Genomic DNA, 20,906 nt, shown 5'->3' with positions numbered 1-20,906 from the left:
GGCTAACCGGGTGCTTGTGCTTTTAAGGCAATGAAATGAACGGCTTTTGGAATGTACTATTTATGTGAGTTTTTAGCAGCTTGCAGTGTGCAAAAGAAAAAATGGGTGCCTGGCTTCTGGTCAGTGCTGTCTATTTTTCTAATAAAAACTCCATGTTTATTTCATACTACTAAGGGAATGAGTTCCGTATCAAACAGAGATCCATGAAATGACAGGGAAAAGTTATTTCCGCTTCCCCATTTCTAAATTCTCGCTCAATTTTCTATTTATAAGGAGGAAGCCAGATGTCAACAAAGCGTCGTTTGTTTACTTCTGAATCAGTTACTGAAGGTCATCCGGATAAAATCTGTGACCAAATTTCTGATGCAATCTTAGATGCGATTTTAGCTAAAGATGCGAATGCCCGTGTTGCTGCAGAGACTTCTGTAACAACTGGACTTGTATTAGTTGCAGGTGAAATCACAACATCTACATACGTAGATATTCCAAAAATCGTTCGTGAAACGGTAAAAGAAATCGGTTATACCCGTGCTAAATATGGTTTTGATTCCGAAACATGTGCAGTTTTAACTTCCATTGATGAGCAGTCAGCAGATATTGCAATGGGTGTTGACCAGGCCCTTGAAGCACGTGAAGGACAAATGAGCGATCAGGAAATCGAAGCAATCGGTGCAGGAGACCAGGGCTTAATGTTCGGTTTTGCCTGCAACGAAACGAAAGAGCTTATGCCTCTTCCGATTTCTTTAGCACATAAACTTTCCCGCCGCCTGACTGAAGTTCGTAAAGAAGAAATCCTTCCTTACCTTCGTCCGGACGGAAAAACTCAGGTAACGGTTGAGTATGATGAAAATGACAGGCCTGTCCGCATTGACACAATTGTTATTTCTACTCAGCACCACCCTGAGATCAGCCTGGAGCAAATCCAGCGCAATCTGAAGGAACATGTTATTAACCCGGTTGTTCCTAAAGAACTAATCGATGAGAATACTAAGTACTTCATCAACCCAACAGGACGTTTCGTTATCGGCGGACCTCAAGGGGATGCTGGCCTGACTGGACGCAAAATCATTGTTGATACTTACGGCGGATATGCCCGTCATGGCGGAGGAGCGTTCTCCGGTAAGGATCCTACAAAGGTTGACCGCTCTGCTGCTTATGCTGCTCGTTATGTAGCTAAGAATCTTGTGGCAGCCGGCTTAGCTGAAAAAGTTGAGGTTCAGCTTGCTTATGCGATCGGTGTGGCACAGCCTGTATCGATTTCTGTTGATACATTCGGAACAGGCAAAGTGGGCGAAGATGTACTTGTTGATCTGGTAAGAAAGCATTTTGATCTTCGTCCTGCAGGAATTATTAACATGCTTGGCCTTCGCCGCCCAATTTACAAGCAGACAGCTGCTTACGGACATTTCGGACGTACAGATGTAGATCTTCCTTGGGAGCGTACAGATAAGGCAGAAATTCTTCGTTCTGAAGCTGAATAGAAAAGCGGAAGCGCCTTGCCCACGAAGGAACGCAGACTAAGAACGCCACGTCCTGTGGCAACGTCTGCATGACCCCCATCCCCGGAAAGGCGTCCTTTGCCTTTTGGGGAGGGGTGGCTTGTGACCTCGAGGGGGTAGGCGCTCCTCCTAAAAGCTAGCGCTTTTAGTCGTGCGATGATAAAGCTGTCGAAGCGTTCCTTGTGGAGCTAGACAATAATATAAAAAGCGGGAGTTGCATTTACTATGTAACTCCCGCTTTCTTTTTTGCGTCTTTATACATATAGGGTGATAATTCACTTTTCGGTCTTTATGCTCTTTAGTCGTTTATAATTATATGTTATCGTTTAAACTTCGGATAATGGCTTAATTTTCCGAGCATATTTTTTTATAATCCGCGTGCTAATTATAAATGATTAGTGGTAGTATTATAGGGTATGTTTTCTAAGACAAAGGAGCCGTTAAGGCTGTATCTAAATATTGAGAATAGAATGGAGTAGGTGACGTACATAATGTGTGGTTTTATTGGTTGTGTACATGAAAAAGCACAAAATTACCGTGACGCAGATAAAGAACAATTCCAAAATATGAATGATATCATTACCCATCGGGGTCCGGACGATTCAGGATACTATTTTGATGATCATATTCAATTCGGCTTCCGCCGGTTGAGCATTATCGATATTGAAAGCGGGCACCAGCCGCTGACTTACGAGAATGAGCGTTATTGGATTATCTTTAATGGTGAAATCTATAACTATGTGGAACTTCGTGAAGAACTTCTCAAAGCTGGCTTAAGCTTTGAAACAAGTTCCGATACAGAAGTCATAATTGCCCTATACAGCCATATGAAAGAAAGAGCTGTTGAAAAATTGCGCGGGATGTTTGCGTTTGTCATTTGGGATAAACAGGAGCAGTCCCTATATGGAGCCAGAGATCCATTTGGGATTAAGCCTTTCTTTTATTACGATAAGGGAGACCGCACGTTCTTTGGATCAGAGAAGAAGAGCATTCTATTGGCGCTTCAGAATGATGTATTAAACTATGACTCCCTCCAGCATTATTTGACTTATCAGTTTGTGCCTGAGCCAAACACGATGTCAGAGGGAATCCATAAGCTGGAGCCTGGCCATTATTTTACTAAAAAAATCGGTGCTCCGATGGATATTAAGCGTTATTGGAAAGCTGCGTTCCATCCAGTGCAGAAGTCAGAAGCTGATTTCACGAAAGAAATAAGAGATGTGTTGTTCGACTCAGTCAAAATGCATATGCGTGCCGATGTGCCGGTAGGTTCATTCCTTTCAGGCGGAATCGATTCTTCCATCATTGCTTCCATTGCGAAAGAATTCCATCCTGCTATCAAAACCTTCTCTGTCGGGTTTGAACGCAATGGCTTCAGCGAGGTGGATGTAGCGAAAGAAACAGCAGAAAAGCTGGGTGTCGAAAACATAAGCTACATCATAACTCCTGAGGAATACATGAATGAGATTCCGAGAATCATGTGGCATATGGACGATCCGCTTGCTGACCCGGCTTGTGTGCCCCTTTATTTTGTAGCAAGAGAAGCACGCAAGCATGTAACAGTTGTACTTTCAGGTGAGGGCGCTGATGAGCTATTCGGCGGCTATAATATTTACCGTGAACCACAATCCCTGGAAGTCTTCAATAAAATTCCTGCCATCGGCAAAAAGCTTCTTCGCATGATTGCAAACATGATGCCAGAGGGAATGAAGGGGAAAAGCTTTATCGAACGCGGTGTAACGCCAATGGAAGAGCGCTACATTGGAAATGCAAAAATGTTTACAGAGCAAGAGAAGCGCAGCCTGCTTCATGTTTATAAAGACAGCTTAAATTATACGGATATCACTAAACCGCTATATGAAGAAAGCCGCGGCTATGATCCGGTTGACCGCATGCAGTATATCGACATTCATACGTGGATGCGCGGAGACATTCTATTGAAAGCGGACAAAATGACGATGGCTCATTCTCTCGAGCTTCGTGTTCCGTTCCTTGATAAAGAAGTGTTTGAAGTGGCTTCCAAAATTCCGACCAGCATGAAAACGGCAAATGGCACTACGAAGTATATACTTCGCAAAGCTGCTGAAGGAGTCGTTCCAGACCATGTGCTGAACCGCAAGAAACTTGGATTCCCTGTTCCAATCCGCCACTGGCTGAAAGACGAGATGAATGAGTGGGCTAAAAATATTATCCGTGAAAGCAATGTGGATCACTTAATCAATAAAGATTATGTGTTAGGGCTTCTTGAAGACCATTGCCAGGATAAAGCGGACAACAGCCGCAAAATCTGGACAGTTCTTATGTTCATGGTTTGGCATCAGGTGTACGTGGAGAAAAAGTATTCTTTTGAGAAAGAGTATCTGTTAAATAATAACTTGCAGCCACTTAAAGGCTAAAATAAAAACGTTCATCAGGTGGCAACCTGGTGGACGTTTTTATTTTTGGTGATAAGTAATAGCCTGTTTGCCCATCTGCACCCATGCTTTTTCAAAATCGTTTATGGGTGCTTTTTTATTTTTCTCGCCTGTAAGCGGGTCATTGAAATACATATATTCCTGATCATAGCCTGTGAGCAGGACTGAATGCTCTTTATAGGTAATCTGGATTTTTCCGCTTGGCGTGTGCCAGGTCTGGAAAAAGTCATCAGAAAGCTGTTTATAGGCTGTGTTGATAATAACCCAGACTGGCCTGCCGTCTGACAAATGGATCTTTAAGTCTTCAAAACCGGATCCAGTAAGGTCCTCAATGGAGCCAGGCATGTACTTTTCCGCAAGTTCTTTTACGGGTTTATGATAAACGCCGAGACCAGGATTATCAAAGGAATACATATCGCCTATGAATCCGTCATTCGGGTGCCCGAAATAGATTTTTCCGTTTTCTATGCGATAAGGCTCAGGATTTTTCTTTATTTCTTTAGCGAGTGTCATTTTATCAGCCTGGATCCCTGCATGCTGAAGAAGCATGGCTAAGCTCGTCACTTCGCATCCCCTGGGGAGCTCAGGAAACTGATTGACTGCGGGAGCATCTATAAGTGTTTCTTCTTTGATCTTAATTACGGCAGTGTTGTGTCCAAGGAAGGAGCTGGCTTTCTCAGCAGGTTCAGACAGCCATGATTTAATTTGGTTTACGGCTGAAGCAGGCTGGCTTCCTGAAAGGTTGTCATAAACAAATGCACCAGAAATCAGAATGAAGACAATTAAAAACATTGGTGCCGTTTTTAACATTGTTTTTCTGAATATCACTATTAAAAATAAAAATAGAACAATAGCCGCAATATAAATCTTCAATTTCTTCACCCGCCCATTGATATTGCCTTATGTTTATTATCGGCTATTTTCCCATTCTATTAATAAAAGGAGGCAGGAGAGTTATTTATGCTTTTTCTGCAAAGACTTATAGTACTGCCCTTTTTCGGCGTATTCCCTGCTTATACGTTCCATATCTTTAATATCTTCTGGTGTCAGCTCGCGGATCACTTTTGCTGGCCTGCCGAATGCAAGTGTATTGGGAGGAATTTTCTTTCCCTGTGGAACAAGGCTCCCAGCTCCAATGAATGCTCCCTCTCCGATTTCAGCCTGATCTAATACAATCGAGCCCATCCCTATTAAAGCCCTTTTGCGGATAATGCAGCTATGAAGGATTACCTGATGGCCAACTGTTACTTCATCTTCCAATATCAGCGGGTTATTCGGGCTCTGATGCAGGACGGAATTGTCCTGGATATTGACTTTTTTGCCGATGATTGTTGGTGCTACATCTCCGCGTATAACGGAGTTGAACCAAACACTGGAATTCTCGCCAATTTCAACATCACCGGTAATGGTAGTAAAATCTGCAATAAATGCGGATTCAGCAATCTTAGGTTCTTTATCTTTATATGGATAGATCATGTGAAACACTCCTATATGCAGTTTGATTATTTTGATTTTATCATAAGAGGCATGATAAACGATATTTTGGCAAAAAGAATTCCATTTTGACAAAGGTTGATTCATGAACAATTTTAGCATCTAGGCTATAATATATTTACATAAGACAGTACGTAAAAAGGCTGGGAGGATTGACTATGTGGAAATGGGAAACTGAAGGAGATGCAAAGGGCGTTATTGTCATGGTGCATGGGGCAATGGAGCATCACCGCCGCTATGGCTGGCTGATTGAAATGTGGCGCTTGGCAGGTTTCCATGTCATAATGGGAGATCTTCCTGGCCAGGGGATGACTTCAAGATCCAGAAGAGGCCATATTGATTCCTTTGATGAATATATACTTGAAGTTCAGGATTGGGTACAGGCAGCCTATGAATTTGAATTGCCGGTATTTCTTTTAGGGCACAGCATGGGCGGACTGATTGCCATTCGTCTGCTGCAGGAGGAAAGAATGAATCTCGCTGGAGTGATTTTGTCATCTCCATGCTTAGGCTTGGTTCAACAGCCTTCGAAACTTCTGAACTTTTTATCGCTTGGACTCAATTCTGTGATGCCAGGCCTGAAAATGGATGCCGGTTTATCCGTGGACATGGCAACAAGGAATCAGGATGTCCTTGATGCTGATTTAAATGACTCATTGTATGTGACAAAAGTGTCGGTCAGATGGTACAGGGAACTTGTTTCTGCTATAAAGCTTGCCTTTGAAAATCTTGATAAGATCCAGGATGTGCCCCTCCTCGTATTGCAGGGCGGCGATGATAAGATCGTGAATAAAACAACTGTCAGAGAATGGTTTAACCTTGCGCCTTTCTCAGAGAAAAGGTTCAAAGAATGGCCTAAGTGCTACCACGAAGTCTTTAATGAACCTGAACGTGAAGAAGTCTTTGAATACGCGAAGGATTTCGTAAGCAGCCAATTAAAAGCGCTTGGTTATGTGGTTTAAGGACGGGGTTTTAATTATGGAGGGTGCAGGCTTAACATAAGAAACTGCTCACCTATCCCCTAAGCAAAAGGAGGTTTGTCATGTCATGAGTGTCCCTTCCATGCCAATTAGCTTAATGTCACATGTTTACAGGAAGGTTCTTCCTGCGGTCCATAAGGAACTTGCATATTGGAGAAGCAGGGCGGAAGCAATTCCTGATCCGGAGTTAAGAAAGCAGGCTCTTGCCAGCATTGATCATAAAACATTTCACTGTGAAGGCGGAGCAATTATGTCTTTAATGGCCAAGGAGAAATATGGACAAGCGATTAAGTTTATCATCGCATATCAGACAATCAGTGATTATTTGGACAATCTCTGCGACCGGAGCACCTCGCTTGATCCCCGGGATTTTGCGGCACTGCACGAGTCAATGGAGGATGCCCTCGATACGGGTGCAGCAGAGAAAAATTATTATCGGCTGAGAAAAGAACAGGATGATGGAAACTACCTTGCAGATTTAGCAGCAGCCTGCAGGGAAGTGCTGTACAGTCTGGAGAATTATACTCATATAAAAAGCCATCTGCTTGAATTATGCCGTTACTATTGTGATCTGCAAATACATAAGCATGTTGTGGTGGAAGAACGAGTTCCCCGTCTGCAGAACTGGTTTGACCAATATCGGTCTGATATTCCTGAGATGGAATGGTATGAGTTCTCTGCCTGCTCAGGATCGACTTTAGGAATTTTCTGCCTTGTTTCCTACGCACTGAGAGATGATTTTGAAGCTGAGCATGCAGTAAATATACGAAATGGATATTTTCCATACATCCAGGGTCTCCATATTCTTCTTGATTATCTGATTGACCAGGAAGAGGACAAAGCCGGTGGTGACTTGAATTTTTGCTTTTACTATGAGAATGAAGAAAAACTGTTTTCGAGATTGAAGCATTTTGTTGCCGAGGCAGATAAGCATACTGAAAAGCTGCCTCATAAACATTTCCATAAACTGATTAATCGCGGCTTGCTAGGGGTCTATCTATCCGATGAGAAGGTCCGGAAGCAGCGGAATGTCAGAAGATTAGCCAAAAGCATGATAAGAACAGGCGGAATGGTAAGCTATTTCTTTTATGTAAACGGCAGGGCTTACCGGACTTTGCAGAAAATAATGCCTGCTGGCTTTTCAGGAGCAATTGAAAAATAATAAAAAGCCTGCATTTTTCGCAGGCTTTTACCGTTTTTCAATTGCTACAATAAACGGCGGGTTATTTTTTTGATTAATAAACTGATACTGCAATACATGGACGAGGCTTTGATCCAGCTGCCTTACATATCTGAGCAGATAATCACGCTCAACAGCTCCCTCAATATGGCCGTGATAAATCACTAAAAGAATAATCCCTTCCGGAGCCATCAGTTCCAAAAGCTGATCGATGGCAGAAATGGTTGTCTGCGGACGGGTGACAATATCTTTATCACCGCCAGGCAGGTAACCTAAATTAAAAATGGCTGCAGTTATTTTTCCATGATGGACAGGCGGCACATTCTCTAGAATGAATTCATGTCCTGTATGGAAAAGGGTAGCCCTGTCTGACAGGTCATGATCAGCCAGGCGTGTTTTTGTATTCTGGACAGCCTCTCCCTGAATATCGAATCCGTAAACTCTTCCATTATGTCCAACCAGATCCGCCAGAAATACTGTATCATGACCGTTGCCCAAAGTGGCATCTATAACGATATCTCCAGGTGATACTGCTTTCTCAAGCAGCTGTCTAGCATAAGGTAAGATTCTTTCAAGCTTCATGACAATGCCTCCATTTGGCTTGGTTTATAAAATTTGCCTTGCCAGCTGTTTCTGCGCTTTAATTCCGCATCAATGCTATTAAGCACTTCCCACTTATTCACGCTCCACATTGGCCCGATCATCAAGTCGATTGGCCCATCTCCTGTTATGCGGTGGACAATCATTTCCGGAGGTAAAATCTCCAGCTGGTCACATACTAAGTTTACATACTCATCAAGAGACAGAAACTCAAGCATGCCTTTTTCAAATTGTTTAACCATTGGGGTTCCTTTTAATAAATGAAGGAGATGGATTTTAATCCCCTGCACATCCAGCTTCGCAACTTCCCGTGCGGTTTCCATCATCATGTCCGGTGTTTCAAGCGGAAGGCCATTAATGATATGGGAACAGATGCGGATGCCATGTTTGCGGAGCTTGTTTACTCCCTCCGCATAGCATGGATAATCATGTGCGCGGTTAATTAAAAGGGCAGTCCGTTCATGCACAGTCTGTAAGCCCAATTCAACCCAGAGGTATGTCCGCTGATTAAGCTCTGCCAGATATTCGACTACATCTTCAGGCAGACAGTCAGGGCGGGTCGCAATAGACAGTCCGACAACTCCGTCCTGCTCAAGCACTCTCTCATACATATCACGAAGCACTTCCACAGGGGCATGAGTATTCGTAAAGGCCTGAAAATAAGCCATGTATTTTCCGTCTTTCCATTTATGATGCATTTTTGTTTTTATAGCATTAAATTGTGTTTCCAAATCATCAGTACGGTTCCCGGCAAAGTCTCCCGAACCGGCTGCACTGCAGAATGTGCATCCTCCATGCGCGACCGTGCCATCACGGTTGGGGCAATCAAAGCCGCCGTCGAGTGCCACCTTGAATACTTTATGGCCAAATTCATTACGCAAATGATAGTTCCATGTATGGTACCGTTTAATATCGGATGCATATGGAAAAGGATTTACTTTATCCACAATTATCCCTCCTTTTTCAAAGAGTAATCTATAAGGTGAAAATGAATATGAAGGATTTCATAAAATTAATCTTATCATGACCCCAAACCTTATCCAAGGGGAATTGGCAGGAAATAGAGTGGTAAGGATTACGGAAAAATGAACAAACTAACTAATGAAGCATGCAAGCTTCTAGACCCATTCTTTAAGGAGGGGAACAGATAATGGCTACCCGTGAATCGATGGATACACTCCTGCAGCAGTGTGAGGATGCAATCCGTTTTGCCCAGGAGCAGTTTGAATCAGGCAGGACGCAGGAGCATTACAATGATAACGAATACTCCAATGCACTTCAATCTTTAGAAGCTGCTTATAATGATATAACCCAGATGGCGCACAGCGCCAACTCACAGCAGCGGGAACAGCTTCACCGGATGAGGCTCCAGCTGCAGCAGCTCCAAAATCAGATGATAATACTTCCTCATTAAGGAGTGGTCCACAGATGGTAAAAAAGCGCTCAAAACAAAACAATCCGGAACAAAAGACCCGCAATGGCGCCAATAGCCAGGACGTTGAATTTGGCCGGGATTTTGATGTGGTTAAGCAGTCGAAAAAGAACTATGAGAAGTCAGGCGGCCAGCCAGTTAAATCAAAATTTCACCCTGAGCCGGAACAATCATCATAAGAAATGCGGAAGCGCCTTGCTCACCCCCGCTACCTCGAGGGAGCAGGCGCTGGAGCTAGACAGCTATCTACATTAAAATTTAATTTTTTTATTAAAATGGAAAGCCCCGATTACTCAAAATCGGGGCTTTATTTTTTTGTGCCGATTAACGAACTTTTCTCAATAGGTGCATTCTTTAAAAATCCACATTCAGCCCAAGTTTAAAAGAAGAAGTATTCTGTCTATTAAAATCGAATGAAAACCTGTTGCAAGGACAGGAAAAACCAACTAAAATTATTTTGGATTTCGAAATAGTGCCGGATGGCAATATGCCTGCTGACATAAAAAATATGAAAAAAAGGGGCGTAATTTTATGCCGCGGACCTTATGGCTTTTAATTATTGGGATGGCAGTGAATGTAACCGGATCTTCTTTTTTGTGGCCTCTTAATACTATCTACATTCATGACCACTTAGGCAAATCGTTATCGGTAGCCGGCCTGGTTCTGATGGTGAACGCAGCTGCCAGCGTAGCAGGAAATTTAATTGGGGGAAGCCTATATGATAAAATAGGCGGCTATCGTTCGATTCTTCTTGGAATTGCCATCACGGTAATGGCACTCCTCGGTTTGACCTTTTGGCATGACTGGCCTGCATACGTGGTGTTCCTGACCTTTGTCGGATTTGGATCTGGAATTGTTTTTCCTTCTATGTTTGCGATGGCGGGTTCTGTTTGGAAAGAAGGCGGCCGCAAAGCCTTCAATGCCATTTATGTAGCCCAGAATGCCGGTGTGGCCATTGGTGCTGCTCTCGGCGGCCTTGTGGCGTCGTACTCTTTTCAGTTGATTTTCCTGGCCAATACTGTCATGTATATCGTTTTTTTACTTATCGCTGTTTTTGGATACAGGGGAATAAATACTGTTTCGGGCCAGCAGACCTCCATCCTTCAGGAAAATCGCATGGTTAAAAATCATACCAAGCTTTACGCGCTGCTCATATTATGTGCAGGCTATTTATTGTGCTGGGTCGGATATGTGCAATGGCAATCGACTATCGCTGCTTACACACAGGAATTGAATATTTCTTTAAAGCAATACAGCCTGCTGTGGACTATCAATGGAGCTCTGATAGTATTGGGCCAGCCTTTTATCAGTGCTTTGCTAAAATGGTTTAAAACACTTAAGGTTCAGATGGTCGCCGGCATGGTCATATTTATAGGATCGTTTGCTGCTGCAGCCAGTGCAGAACAGTTCTCAGCCTTTATTACTGCCATGGTTATTCTGACGATTGGTGAAATGCTTATATGGCCAGCAGTTCCGACCATTGCCAACCAGCTTGCTCCTAAAGGGCGGGAAGGTTTTTACCAGGGAATCGTAAACAGCACTGCAACAGGCGGACGGATGATTGGGCCATTATTGGGGGGGGTTCTGGTTGACCTTTACGGAATTTCCATGCTGTTTGCAGTATTAATGGTTCTATTTGTTTTTGCCATTCTGACAACTCTTGTTTATGACCGGAAATTGAAGAAGCCTAAAGAACTGGCGCATGTATCATAAGAAATAAACCTGCAGTTTTATGCTGCAGGTTTTTTCAATTTCATTCTTAACCGGCGCCTTCGAAGTAATTTTCTTTTTGTTTAGCAGCAAATACAACTTCATTGAAGAAGCTTTTCAAAATCAGCCATCTCGCTGGATAAGAATTGATAAAGTCTTCGAGAACCTCTTCTGAATAAAGAAGCAGGATATCCAAATCAGGCTTTTTTTGCTTCAAATCATACAAAAGGGCATGCGGAATGGTGTAATAGTCATTCAGCTGCCATTGATTTAGTTTTACTGTAAAAATATTATGGTCCTCAATATAGGTTTCCAGCGCCTGTTTTTGAGCTTGAGCGCATTCCTGCTTTGATTTGTTTCCAGATTGCCAGTGCGGATTAATTAAATAGATGCCTTTCAGCTGAAACACCTCCCCTGTCTGCTGATTACTAATGTTATGGGCAGTAAAAGCAATAAGAATACCCATTGAAGTGAATTTGTTTTCAGAAAAATATGATAAAATAGTGATCATAATAGTAGATTTTCCTAAATGAGGGGATTCAAATGAAAAGTGCTTTATTCGATTTGCCTGTGGAAATTGTTGAAACCATTGTTGAGAACGCCTTTGGATGGCTGGTAGTTGTGAATAAAGAAGGAACGATCATTTACATCAATAAAAACTATTGTGACTTTCTGGAAGTGGAGAGGGAACAGGTTCTGGGAAAGCATGTGTCCGGGGTTATTGAAAACTCACGAATGCATATAGTGGCTGAATCAGGCAAGGAAGAAATTGCAGACCTGCAATATATAAGAGGCAACTATATGATAGCAAACCGCATTCCTATTTTTTCTGGTGGCGAAGTAATTGGCGCTTTCGGGACAGTCTTTTTTAGGGATACAAAAGAATGGATGCAGATGAACAGCCATGTAAAGAGCATGCTGACAAAAATCCAGAGCTATATCCAGGAAATTGATCCCAGTGTAAAATACAGCCTTGATGATATACTGGGAAACTCGAGCCAGATTCATAGCCTTAAAGAAAAGGTGAAAATGGTGGCAGCCAGTGATATTTCCGTTTTAATCCGCGGAGAAAGCGGGACTGGAAAAGAACTATTTGCCCATAGCATTCATCAGCTCAGCAACAGGAGCCATCAGCCGTTTGTAAAAATTAACTGCGGAGCCATACCTGAACATCTGCTTGAGTCTGAACTGTTTGGCTATGAAGAAGGAGCTTTTACAGGTGCGAAAAAAGGAGGCAAAAAGGGGAAATTCCAGCTTGCTGATGGAGGGACCTTATTTTTGGATGAAATCGGAGATATGCCGCTAAATATGCAGGTTAAGTTATTGCGTGCCCTGCAGGAAGGCGAGATTGAAAGCGTGGGTTCGACTTCTTCGGTTAAAGTAGATGTCCGGATTATTGCTGCAACTAACAGACCGCTCGAAAAAATGATGGAAGAAAAGCGCTTTAGGGAGGATTTATTCTATCGGATTAATGTGGTGCCGTTTATGGTACCATCTTTGCGCGACAGGATGGAAGATTTATCACTCTTAATCGATAGCTTTATCAAAAAAATAACGAAAAAATCGGGAAAGAGAATAAGTGCAATTGAAGATGAGGTAATAGAAAAGTTTCATCAATATAGCTGGCCCGGCAATATTAGAGAGCTTGAAAATGTAATAGAGGCATCCATTCATTTAACAAACAATGAAAGTATCACTACAGAATCATTGCCGGATTATATGAAAGAATCAGCCGTTTATCCCGTTGGAAAAAAGAACTTGAAGGATATTCTGGAAGAAACAGAAAAGCGGATATTGACACAAAGTTTGACCAAATATAACCATGACCGAATAGAAGCTGCAAAGGCTCTGGGAATCAGTAAATCTTCTATGTATGAAAAGCTAAAGAAATATGGAATTGAATAAATACAAACAGTCCAGAAATCCGGAATACGTTCCGGATTTCTGGACTGTTTGCATTCTAGTAATTTTGTGTACTTTCAGCCCTACTCTTAGACCGAATTATCAGAAAACTAGTCTATTATATAAATGGACTTGTTCCCTGTGTATTCCAGAATTCTGGAATAATGTTTCATTTATTGTTCACCATTCCCTTTACATACAAGCAGGCTCATGTTGGCACGCCTCTTGCATTATAATTTCTCAGCAAGTTATTTATCTGTTTTTTTGCAAACGTTTTCAAAAAAGGGGGATGACAAGGTTTTTCTTATTTTTAAAACAAAGGGGGAAATGAAATGCTAAGTATGATTGGATTAATAGGCGGGCTTGCCCTGCTGATTTACCTGACTATGCGGGGAATGAACCTGCTGGTTGTCGGGCCGTTATCTGCCTTGTTTGTAGCTCTTTTTAGCGGCATGCCATTGTTTCCGCAGCTTGCAGGTGAAGGAGAGGCCAATTTGGTCGGGAACTATATGTCCGGCTTTTCAGGGTTTGTTACATCATGGTACCTAATGTTCCTATTGGGTGCAATTTTTGGGAAGGTAATGGAAGACAGCGGTGCGGCCGACAGTGTATCCAAAATGGTAGTGGATAAGTTAGGAATGAAATATGCCGTTCTTGCCATTGTCGCTTCCTGTGCCATATTAACATATGGCGGTGTCAGTTTATTCGTTGTTGCGTTCTCTGTATATCCAATGGCATTAAGTTTATTTAAACAGGCAAACCTGCCAAGAAGGTTCATCCCTGCAGCACTTGCCTTTGGATCTGTAACCTTTACGATGACTTCTGCGGGTTCACCTGAAATTCAAAACTGGATTCCGATTGAATTTCTTGGAACGACTCCATATGCAGGCTGGGAAGTCAGCTTAATTGTCGCTGTGTTCATGATGATTTTTGGCTACTGGTGGCTGAAACGAATGATCACAAAGGCTGTAAACAAAGGAGAAACCTTTGAATCCCGCAAGCAGGATCCTGTGACTGAAAATAAAGAATTACCGCACCCTTTTATGGGGGTTCTCCCATTGGCTGTCGTTTTAATTATCTCATTCGTATTCCATGACTCTCTTGCACAATCTGCACTTATTCTTGCATTACTGGGCGGAGTTATTGCCACATATCTATTGAACAGGAAGTATTTCACAAATTTCTGGAATGCTGTGTCTGATGGAACATTAGGTGCATTGATTGCTATAGGGAATACGGCTGCTGTTGTCGGATTTGGCGGCGTGGCAAAGGCGGTGCCTGCATTTGCCACAGCAGTAGATTGGATGACAAGCATTCCTGGAAGCCCGCTGATAGGCGGTGCCATAGCAGTAAGTGTTATAGCCGGCATGACCGGTTCAGCTTCAGGCGGGCAGGCCATCGCATTGCCTATTCTGGCCCCGCATTATATGGACATGGGCGTCAATGCAGAAGCCCTGCACAGAACGGTTGCCATTTCATCTGGTGCCCTGGACTCTTTGCCGCATAATGGCTATGTCGTTACCACTGTAAGGGCAATCTGCGGGGAATCTCACCAGGCTGCATATGGAGCGGTAGCGGCTGTTACAGTAATCGTTCCGCTGATTGGTTTAGCACTTGCGATTGTATTATTCTCACTCGGACTAGGAATCTAAATTTCGGCAGGGGCTCATAAAATAGAGCCCCGGCTTTGTTTTTGAAAGGAGCTTATTCATGGTACAAAACAAAGTAGTTTTTATAACTGGTGCAGCGCAGGGAATTGGCTATGAAATTGGCAAGAGATTTGCCGAGCACGGCTCGAAAATTGTTTTGACAGATATTCAGGAAGATGCCGTGAAAAAAGCTGCGGAAAATTTGCAGGATGAAGGTTTTGAAGCGCTTGGGCTAAAGTGTGATGTGACCTCAGAGTCTGATATACAAGCGGCCATCAATGAAACCGTCAGCCAATTTGGTTCTTTGGATGTGCTCATTAACAATGCAGGGCTGCAGCATGTTTCCTTTATTGAAGATTTTCCTACTGAGAAATTCGAGTTTCTGATCAAAGTGATGCTGACTGCACCGTTCATGGCCATTAAACATGTCATGCCCGTCATGAAACAACAAAAGTCCGGCCGTATCCTGAACATGGCATCCATTAACGGTCTTGTTGGATTTGCAGGGAAAGCGGCATATAACAGTGCCAAGCATGGTGTTATAGGCCTTACTAAAGTTGCAGCATTGGAGGCTGCTGAAGATGGCATCACGGTTAATGCCATTTGCCCGGGCTATGTAGATACACCACTCGTAAGAAATCAGCTGAATGATCTTGCTATAACAAGAAATGTACCTATTGAAAAAGCGCTGGAAGAAGTTATTTATCCCTTAGTGCCGCAAAAGAGGCTGCTGACGGTAGAAGAGATTGCAGATTATGCTATTTTTTTGGCCGGTGACGGAGCTAAAGGAATTACTGGCCAGGCGGCAGTTATTGATGGAGGATATACTGTTCAGTAGTTACTGGCACATTTTCGAAAAGCATTGCATATTCTAGATATTAAATTCCTGTCAGGATAAGCCTACTTGCATCCTGGCGGGAAATTTATTACAATAGTCATATTCTTATACTAAAATGCTTAGATAAGGAGCAGTAGTGGTGCAGCAGCCCGTTTTAGAGAGTTGACGGAAGGTGCAAGTCAGCCGGGCACATCATGAACTCGCCTTTGAGCAGCAAGTGTGAAGTACCAGTAATGCTTGCCGTTTTCCGCGTTAAGGATGAATGAAGCGAGTGACATGTTCACTAATGTGGGTGGTACCGCGGGAGATTTATACATAATCCTCTCGTCCCTTTTTTGGGATGAGAGGTTTTTTATTTTTTTAGGCTGTCTCGTAAAGTTTGTTGCTTACAGACTAAGTTTAACTATCTGAGTTGATTGCAGCGGAAATCAACGGGCATTATTCATAAGCCAAACAATGTTTTATAAGAAGAGAGCCTGATTTTATTTTCATTAATAGGAGGAAACAAAAATGAGTTTCAATCATCAGGAGATTGAAAAAAAGTGGCAAGGCTACTGGGAAGAAAATAAAACTTTCAAAACAACTGAAGATAAAGGCAAGCGCAAATTTTATGCACTTGATATGTTCCCTTACCCTTCAGGCGCAGGACTTCATGTCGGGCACCCGGAAGGATATACGGCAACAGACATCCTTTCCCGCATGAAGCGCATGCAGGGCTATAATGTCCTTCACCCAATGGGCTGGGATGCATTTGGTTTGCCTGCCGAGCAATACGCCCTTGATACAGGAAACGATCCTGCTGAATTCACAGAACAGAATATCAACACCTTCCGCCGCCAGATAAAGGCGTTAGGCTTTTCATATGACTGGGATCGTGAAGTAAACACAACAGACCCTGAATACTATAAATGGACTCAGTGGATATTCTTAAAGCTTTATGAAAAAGGGCTTGCATATATCGATGAAGTAGCTGTTAACTGGTGTCCCGCACTTGGAACAGTGCTTGCTAATGAAGAGGTCATTGACGGAAAAAGTGAACGCGGAGGCCATCCGGTAGAACGACGTCCAATGAGACAGTGGATGCTTAAAATTACAGCTTATGCGGATCGCCTGCTTGAAGATCTTGATTTACTGGATTGGCCAGAGAGCCTAAAGGATATGCAGCGAAACTGGATCGGCCGTTCGGAAGGAGCAGAAGTAACATTCAATATTGAAGGCCATGATGGCACGTTCACTGTTTTCACAACACGCCCTGACACATTATATGGTGCAACATATGCTGTTCTTGCTCCGGAACATGCGCTTGTTGATAAAATCACAACAGAAGGGCAGCGCGAGGCAGTTCAGGCTTACATTGACAAAGTAAAGAGCAAGAGCGACCTAGAGCGGACAGATCTTGCTAAAGAAAAAACAGGTGTCTTCACTGGTGCTTATGCGATTAACCCTGCCAATGGCGAAAAAATGCCAATCTGGATTGCAGATTATGTATTAGTCAGCTATGGAACTGGGGCCATCATGGCGGTTCCAGCTCATGACGAGCGGGACTATGAGTTCGCCAAGCAATTTGATCTTCCTATTATAGAAGTTGTTGCCGGCGGAGATGTTGAAAAAGAAGCATACACTGGCGACGGCGAGCATGTGAACTCAGGTTTCCTTAATGGTTTAAACAAAGAGGAAGCAATTGAGAAAATGATCACATGGCTTGAAGAAAAAGGCATTGGCACTAAGAAGATTACTTATCGTCTTCGTGACTGGCTATTCAGCCGCCAGCGCTATTGGGGCGAACCGATTCCAGTAATCCACTGGGAAGATGGCACAATGACTGCCGTGCCTGAAGATCAGCTGCCATTAGTGCTTCCAAAAACTACGGAAATCAAACCATCCGGCACTGGAGAGTCACCATTAGCCAACATTGATGAGTGGGTTAATGTTGTGGATCCTGAAACAGGCAAAAAAGGCCGCAGGGAAACAAACACAATGCCGCAATGGGCAGGCAGCTGCTGGTACTATCTTCGCTATATTGATCCGAAAAACAGTGAAGCTCTTGCAGACCCTGAGAAATTGAAAGAATGGCTTCCAGTTGATATTTATATCGGAGGAGCTGAACATGCGGTCCTTCATCTTCTATATGCCCGCTTCTGGCACAAGGTCCTTTACGATGTGGGAGTTGTCCATACGAAGGAACCTTTCCAAAAGCTATTTAACCAAGGTATGATTCTTGGGGAAAATAATGAGAAAATGAGTAAATCAAAAGGCAATGTCGTTAATCCGGATGAAATTGTTGAAAGCCACGGTGCTGATACTCTTCGTCTATACGAAATGTTCATGGGTCCGCTTGAAGCTTCCATCGCATGGTCTACAAATGGATTGGATGGTTCAAGAAGATTCCTTGATCGCATCTGGCGATTGTTTGTGGAAGAGACTGGTGAATTAAGCCCGGGAATTCAGGACATTGAAGAAGGCAGCAGCCTTGAAAAGGTTTACCACCAAACGGTGAAAAAAGTAACTGAGGATTACGAAGGGCTGCGTTTCAACACGGCTATTTCTCAAATGATGGTATTCATCAATGAAGCATATAAAGCAGATGTGCTTCCAAAGATCTTTGCAGAAGGCTTTGTTAAAATGCTTTCACCAATTGCTCCTCACATGTCCGAAGAGCTTTGGTCAAAATTAGGGCATGGTGAATCTATTGCTTATGAAGCCTGGCCTGCATTTGATGAAGCCAAAATGACAGATGATGAAGTTGAAATTGTTATCCAGATCAACGGCAAAGTTAAAGCAAAGCTTATGGTTCCTGCCGATGCCAAAAAAGACCTATTGGAGCAAATCGCAATGGGCGATGACAAAGTAAAAGAACAAATTGACGGAAAAACTGTCCGTAAAGTCATCGCGGTACCAGGTAAACTTGTAAATATCGTTGCAAATTAAGTTAGATCAGATGAAACCACCTCTATTAGATCAGGGGTGGTTTTTGTAGTTGTGTTATAGAAACTTCCCATTTATATTTTTTGTGCCATATAGGGTATTATAGGAGTGGCAGCATTATTAAATGCTAAGTGCTATTTATAAAGCTTTCCAGAAAGGGTGTTAGGATTGGACCGTATTGAAGAGATTACAACAGAAGAATTACAGAAAAAGCTTGAAGCTGGGGAGAAGCTTGAGCTTGTAGATGTGAGGGAAGATGAAGAGGTTGCATCCGGCATGATTCCAGGCGCGAGACATATCCGTATGGGCACGGTACCCAAGAATCTTGATAAATTTGATAAAGATACGGAGTACATTATTATTTGCCGTTCTGGCAATCGCAGCGGAAACGTATGCCACTATTTGCAGGACCAGGGATATAAAGTCCGCAATATGACAGGGGGCATGCTGAACTGGCAGGGGGAAACAAAATAGAATAGAGCGGAGCCGCAGAAGGCTTCGTTTTTTTTTATGTGTTTGTTTTAAAAATTCAGATAATTGACAAGACTGATAAAAAACTATGAAAGGAAGTTTCCTGTGATAAAGGTAAAGTTATTTGATCATGAACATGAAAAAGACCTGGAAAAGGATATGAATCATTTTCTGGAAAAGATTGAGGAAAAAAAGCTGCTGGATATAAAATATAATGTTGCGGCAGTGCAAGAGGATGAAGACGAACAAATTTATTGTTTCTCTGCCATGGTTATATATAGAGCCTGATTCTGAGGAGCATCAGGCTCTATCTTTATTTATAAGATTCTAGCTGAAACTGCTGCGTTTATTCCGGCTAACCTGCCTGTTACAAGTGCGGATGTAATATTATACCCGCCTGTGTAGCCATGGATGTCCAGGATTTCTCCGCAGAAGAAAAGTCCTTCCATCAATTTTGAAGCCATTGTTTGCGGTTCAATTTCTTTGACGGAAACCCCTCCGCCGGTAACAAAGGCTTTATCTAGAGGCAACGTCCCATTTACTTTAAATTGAAAAGATTTGCAGGCTTTAACAAAACTTCTGATCTTTTCGTTTGAAATCGCAGCTCCCTGTGAGGATGGATCCATTCCGTTCTGCTCAAAAAGAAACAAAAGATATCTTTCGGGAAGCATCCCTTTTAAGAGATTTTTAATACTTTTCTTTGGATCTTCTTTAATCTTTTTGGACACTTCCTGAAAAAGAGGCTCTTCCTTTGTATCCGGGATAGCGTCCAAATTCATGACTACTTCTTTTAAATTCCACTTCTTCATCGCTTTCACCGCATATTGGCTGCAGCGCAAAACGGCCGGGCCGCTAATGCCAAAATGGGTAAAAATCATATCCATCCGATGAGTTATGAGCGCTTTTCCTTTAGGGTTTAAAACACTAAGTGCCACACTCCGGAGCGACAGTCCCTGCAGCATTTTTTCTTTAATAAAGTTCTCAGAAGATGTCAGCGGAACTTCGGTTGGGAAAAGCTCTGTAATCGTATGGCCTGCTTTTTCCGCCCATGCATAGCCGTCACCGGTTGAGCCGGTATGAGGGACTGATTTTCCTCCGACGGCTATCACAACTGAGTCTGCTTCATAAACATCGCCTGTTTTTAATTTTACCGCTTTCACCCTGCCATTTTCATAGCGAACATCCTGAATGGGGCTGTCCGTTTTGATATTGACGTTCAGCTCTTTCAGCCTTGAAATCAGGGCATCAACAACAGATTGTGCTTTGTCGGTAACGGGAAACATCCGCCCGTGATCTTCCTCTTTCAGCTTAATTCCCAAATTCTCAAAGAATCGGATAATATCTTCATTGCTGAAAATGGAGAATGCGCTGTACAAAAACCGGCCATTTCCAGGAATATGCTTAATGATTTCATCCACTGGCAGCCTGTTTGTGACATTGCACCGGCCTCCTCCGGAAATGGCAAGCTTTCTTCCAAGCTTGTTTCCTTTGTCAATCAGCAGGACCTTTGCCTTCTGTTCAGCAGCACCAATTGCTGCCATCAATCCCGATGGCCCCCCGCCTATAACTATTACATTATATTTCATGTTTTCACCAACTTATCTTATTAGCTAAAAAAGCAATAGCTCCATTATAAATCAAATATCCTATTTCTAAAAATAATGCCCCATTATGCGGTATTGCAAGTGGAATTTCTTCAGTAAGAAGAGTACACTACAAATAGTGTGTCTAAAAAGATAGAAAAATGACGAACTTAGCTTGGGCATTCATATACTGTTATAGTTTGCATGCTGCAGTTTTTTAAATAAGAAA

At 42.8% G+C, this 20,906-nt stretch carries 19 protein-coding genes and 1 other annotated feature; of the genes, 13 read left to right on the top strand and 6 right to left on the bottom strand.

What is annotated here, in order from left to right; genetic code table 11:
* Positions 1–284 precede the first annotated feature (284 nt).
* Together metK and asnB are read left to right on the top strand one after the other, a co-directional pair.
* On the top strand, positions 285–1,481 hold the full coding sequence (gene metK, locus JI665_RS10480; protein WP_206839221.1) for a methionine adenosyltransferase: 1,197 nt from the start codon (positions 285–287) through the stop codon (positions 1,479–1,481).
* A 509-nt stretch (positions 1,482–1,990) separates the two neighbouring features.
* Positions 1,991–3,895: an asparagine synthase (glutamine-hydrolyzing) gene (asnB, locus tag JI665_RS10475; RefSeq protein WP_206839220.1), complete on the top strand. Its 1,905-nt coding sequence runs from the start codon at positions 1,991–1,993 to the stop codon at positions 3,893–3,895.
* A gap of 39 nt (positions 3,896–3,934) precedes the next feature.
* On the opposite strand, the gene JI665_RS10470 is transcribed toward asnB, so the two are convergent.
* Both JI665_RS10470 and JI665_RS10465 read right to left on the bottom strand, forming a co-directional pair.
* Positions 3,935–4,786 carry a C39 family peptidase gene (locus JI665_RS10470; protein ID WP_206839219.1) on the bottom strand — a complete coding sequence of 284 codons (852 nt, stop codon included), beginning with the start codon at positions 4,784–4,786 and terminating at the stop codon, positions 3,935–3,937.
* 81 nt (positions 4,787–4,867) lie between these two features.
* Positions 4,868–5,389 carry a gamma carbonic anhydrase family protein gene (locus JI665_RS10465; protein ID WP_206839218.1) on the bottom strand — a complete coding sequence of 174 codons (522 nt, stop codon included), beginning with the start codon at positions 5,387–5,389 and terminating at the stop codon, positions 4,868–4,870.
* Between the two features lie 176 nt (positions 5,390–5,565).
* On the opposite strand from JI665_RS10465, the gene JI665_RS10460 reads away from it, so the two are divergent.
* Complete coding sequence (locus tag JI665_RS10460; RefSeq protein ID WP_206839217.1) at positions 5,566–6,369, top strand: alpha/beta hydrolase; 804 nt, start codon at positions 5,566–5,568, stop codon at positions 6,367–6,369.
* A gap of 85 nt (positions 6,370–6,454) precedes the next feature.
* Positions 6,455–7,549: a tetraprenyl-beta-curcumene synthase family protein gene (locus tag JI665_RS10455; protein WP_206839215.1), complete on the top strand. Its 1,095-nt coding sequence runs from the start codon at positions 6,455–6,457 to the stop codon at positions 7,547–7,549.
* A gap of 27 nt (positions 7,550–7,576) precedes the next feature.
* Here JI665_RS10455 and JI665_RS10450 read toward each other — a convergent pair whose 3' ends face one another.
* Positions 7,577–8,149, bottom strand: a complete 573-nt coding sequence (locus JI665_RS10450; protein WP_206839213.1) for a class I SAM-dependent methyltransferase — start codon at positions 8,147–8,149, stop codon at positions 7,577–7,579.
* Entirely contained in the window at positions 8,146–9,114 is a 969-nt protein-coding gene (locus tag JI665_RS10445) for a TIGR01212 family radical SAM protein (RefSeq protein WP_206839212.1), read from the bottom strand. Before JI665_RS10445 ends, JI665_RS10450 begins: the two co-directional genes overlap by 4 nt.
* Before the next feature lie 203 nt (positions 9,115–9,317).
* Between JI665_RS10445 and JI665_RS10440 the strand changes: the two genes are divergently transcribed.
* The 3 genes from JI665_RS10440 to JI665_RS10430 all read left to right on the top strand — a co-directional run bounded on the left by JI665_RS10440 (position 9,318) and on the right by JI665_RS10430 (position 11,312).
* The gene (locus JI665_RS10440) at positions 9,318–9,581 is read left to right on the top strand and encodes a YtzC family protein (protein ID WP_009333375.1); all 264 of its coding nucleotides are present in this window, start codon (positions 9,318–9,320) and stop codon (positions 9,579–9,581) included.
* Positions 9,582–9,595: 14 nt separating this feature from the next.
* Positions 9,596–9,778, top strand: coding sequence for a glycogen biosynthesis protein GlgD (locus JI665_RS10435; protein ID WP_206839210.1), 183 nt, complete (start codon positions 9,596–9,598; stop codon positions 9,776–9,778).
* Positions 9,779–10,130: 352 nt separating this feature from the next.
* Complete coding sequence (locus JI665_RS10430) at positions 10,131–11,312, top strand: MDR family MFS transporter (RefSeq protein ID WP_206839209.1); 1,182 nt, start codon at positions 10,131–10,133, stop codon at positions 11,310–11,312.
* 46 nt (positions 11,313–11,358) lie between these two features.
* Here the strand turns inward: JI665_RS10430 and JI665_RS10425 are convergent, their stop codons facing one another.
* Positions 11,359–11,820, bottom strand: a complete 462-nt coding sequence (locus JI665_RS10425) for a hypothetical protein (protein WP_244671133.1) — start codon at positions 11,818–11,820, stop codon at positions 11,359–11,361.
* A gap of 32 nt (positions 11,821–11,852) precedes the next feature.
* Between JI665_RS10425 and JI665_RS10420 the strand changes: the two genes are divergently transcribed.
* From JI665_RS10420 to JI665_RS10395, 6 genes are all read left to right on the top strand, one after another.
* Positions 11,853–13,214: a sigma-54 interaction domain-containing protein gene (locus JI665_RS10420; RefSeq protein WP_206839208.1), complete on the top strand. Its 1,362-nt coding sequence runs from the start codon at positions 11,853–11,855 to the stop codon at positions 13,212–13,214.
* Between the two features lie 329 nt (positions 13,215–13,543).
* Positions 13,544–14,863: a GntP family permease gene (locus JI665_RS10415; protein WP_009333370.1), complete on the top strand. Its 1,320-nt coding sequence runs from the start codon at positions 13,544–13,546 to the stop codon at positions 14,861–14,863.
* A gap of 58 nt (positions 14,864–14,921) precedes the next feature.
* Complete coding sequence (locus JI665_RS10410; protein WP_206839207.1) at positions 14,922–15,698, top strand: 3-hydroxybutyrate dehydrogenase; 777 nt, start codon at positions 14,922–14,924, stop codon at positions 15,696–15,698.
* 111 nt (positions 15,699–15,809) lie between these two features.
* Positions 15,810–16,033, top strand: a binding site (T-box leader).
* Between the two features lie 175 nt (positions 16,034–16,208).
* The gene (gene leuS / locus JI665_RS10405; RefSeq protein WP_206839206.1) at positions 16,209–18,626 is read left to right on the top strand and encodes a leucine--tRNA ligase; all 2,418 of its coding nucleotides are present in this window, start codon (positions 16,209–16,211) and stop codon (positions 18,624–18,626) included.
* 165 nt (positions 18,627–18,791) lie between these two features.
* Positions 18,792–19,097 (top strand): rhodanese-like domain-containing protein, encoded by a 306-nt coding sequence (locus tag JI665_RS10400; protein WP_206839205.1) that lies wholly within the window; start codon positions 18,792–18,794, stop codon positions 19,095–19,097.
* A gap of 102 nt (positions 19,098–19,199) precedes the next feature.
* The gene (locus JI665_RS10395) at positions 19,200–19,382 is read left to right on the top strand and encodes a sporulation protein Cse60 (RefSeq protein ID WP_009333366.1); all 183 of its coding nucleotides are present in this window, start codon (positions 19,200–19,202) and stop codon (positions 19,380–19,382) included.
* A gap of 29 nt (positions 19,383–19,411) precedes the next feature.
* Here JI665_RS10395 and JI665_RS10390 read toward each other — a convergent pair whose 3' ends face one another.
* A complete protein-coding gene (locus JI665_RS10390) occupies positions 19,412–20,680 on the bottom strand; it encodes an NAD(P)/FAD-dependent oxidoreductase (RefSeq protein ID WP_206839203.1) in 1,269 nt (422 codons plus the stop codon).
* Positions 20,681–20,906: the final 226 nt, after the last annotated feature.

The sequence above is a fragment of the Bacillus sp. NTK034 genome, from assembly GCF_017303275.1.
Taxonomy (GTDB): Bacteria; Bacillota; Bacilli; order Bacillales; family Cytobacillaceae; genus Cytobacillus.
The sequence above is the reverse complement of the archived record's forward strand: the minus strand, read 5'-3'. Positions and strand labels throughout refer to the sequence as shown.

Bases quoted from the DNA above. Each gene is read 5' to 3' on its own strand.
- metK (WP_206839221.1), top strand. From the start codon at position 285: ATGTCAACAAAGCGTCGTTTGTTTACTTCTGAATCAGTTACTGAAGGT.
- asnB (WP_206839220.1), top strand. From the start codon at position 1,991: ATGTGTGGTTTTATTGGTTGTGTACATGAAAAAGCACAAAATTACCGT.
- JI665_RS10465 (WP_206839218.1), bottom strand. From the start codon at position 5,389: ATGATCTATCCATATAAAGATAAAGAACCTAAGATTGCTGAATCCGCA.
- JI665_RS10460 (WP_206839217.1), top strand. From the start codon at position 5,566: ATGTGGAAATGGGAAACTGAAGGAGATGCAAAGGGCGTTATTGTCATG.
- JI665_RS10455 (WP_206839215.1), top strand. From the start codon at position 6,455: ATGAGTGTCCCTTCCATGCCAATTAGCTTAATGTCACATGTTTACAGG.
- JI665_RS10450 (WP_206839213.1), bottom strand. From the start codon at position 8,149: ATGAAGCTTGAAAGAATCTTACCTTATGCTAGACAGCTGCTTGAGAAA.
- JI665_RS10440 (WP_009333375.1), top strand. From the start codon at position 9,318: ATGGCTACCCGTGAATCGATGGATACACTCCTGCAGCAGTGTGAGGAT.
- JI665_RS10435 (WP_206839210.1), top strand. From the start codon at position 9,596: ATGGTAAAAAAGCGCTCAAAACAAAACAATCCGGAACAAAAGACCCGC.
- JI665_RS10430 (WP_206839209.1), top strand. From the start codon at position 10,131: ATGCCGCGGACCTTATGGCTTTTAATTATTGGGATGGCAGTGAATGTA.
- JI665_RS10425 (WP_244671133.1), bottom strand. From the start codon at position 11,820: ATGATCACTATTTTATCATATTTTTCTGAAAACAAATTCACTTCAATG.
- JI665_RS10420 (WP_206839208.1), top strand. From the start codon at position 11,853: ATGAAAAGTGCTTTATTCGATTTGCCTGTGGAAATTGTTGAAACCATT.
- JI665_RS10415 (WP_009333370.1), top strand. From the start codon at position 13,544: ATGCTAAGTATGATTGGATTAATAGGCGGGCTTGCCCTGCTGATTTAC.
- JI665_RS10410 (WP_206839207.1), top strand. From the start codon at position 14,922: ATGGTACAAAACAAAGTAGTTTTTATAACTGGTGCAGCGCAGGGAATT.
- leuS (WP_206839206.1), top strand. From the start codon at position 16,209: ATGAGTTTCAATCATCAGGAGATTGAAAAAAAGTGGCAAGGCTACTGG.
- JI665_RS10390 (WP_206839203.1), bottom strand. From the start codon at position 20,680: ATGAAATATAATGTAATAGTTATAGGCGGGGGGCCATCGGGATTGATG.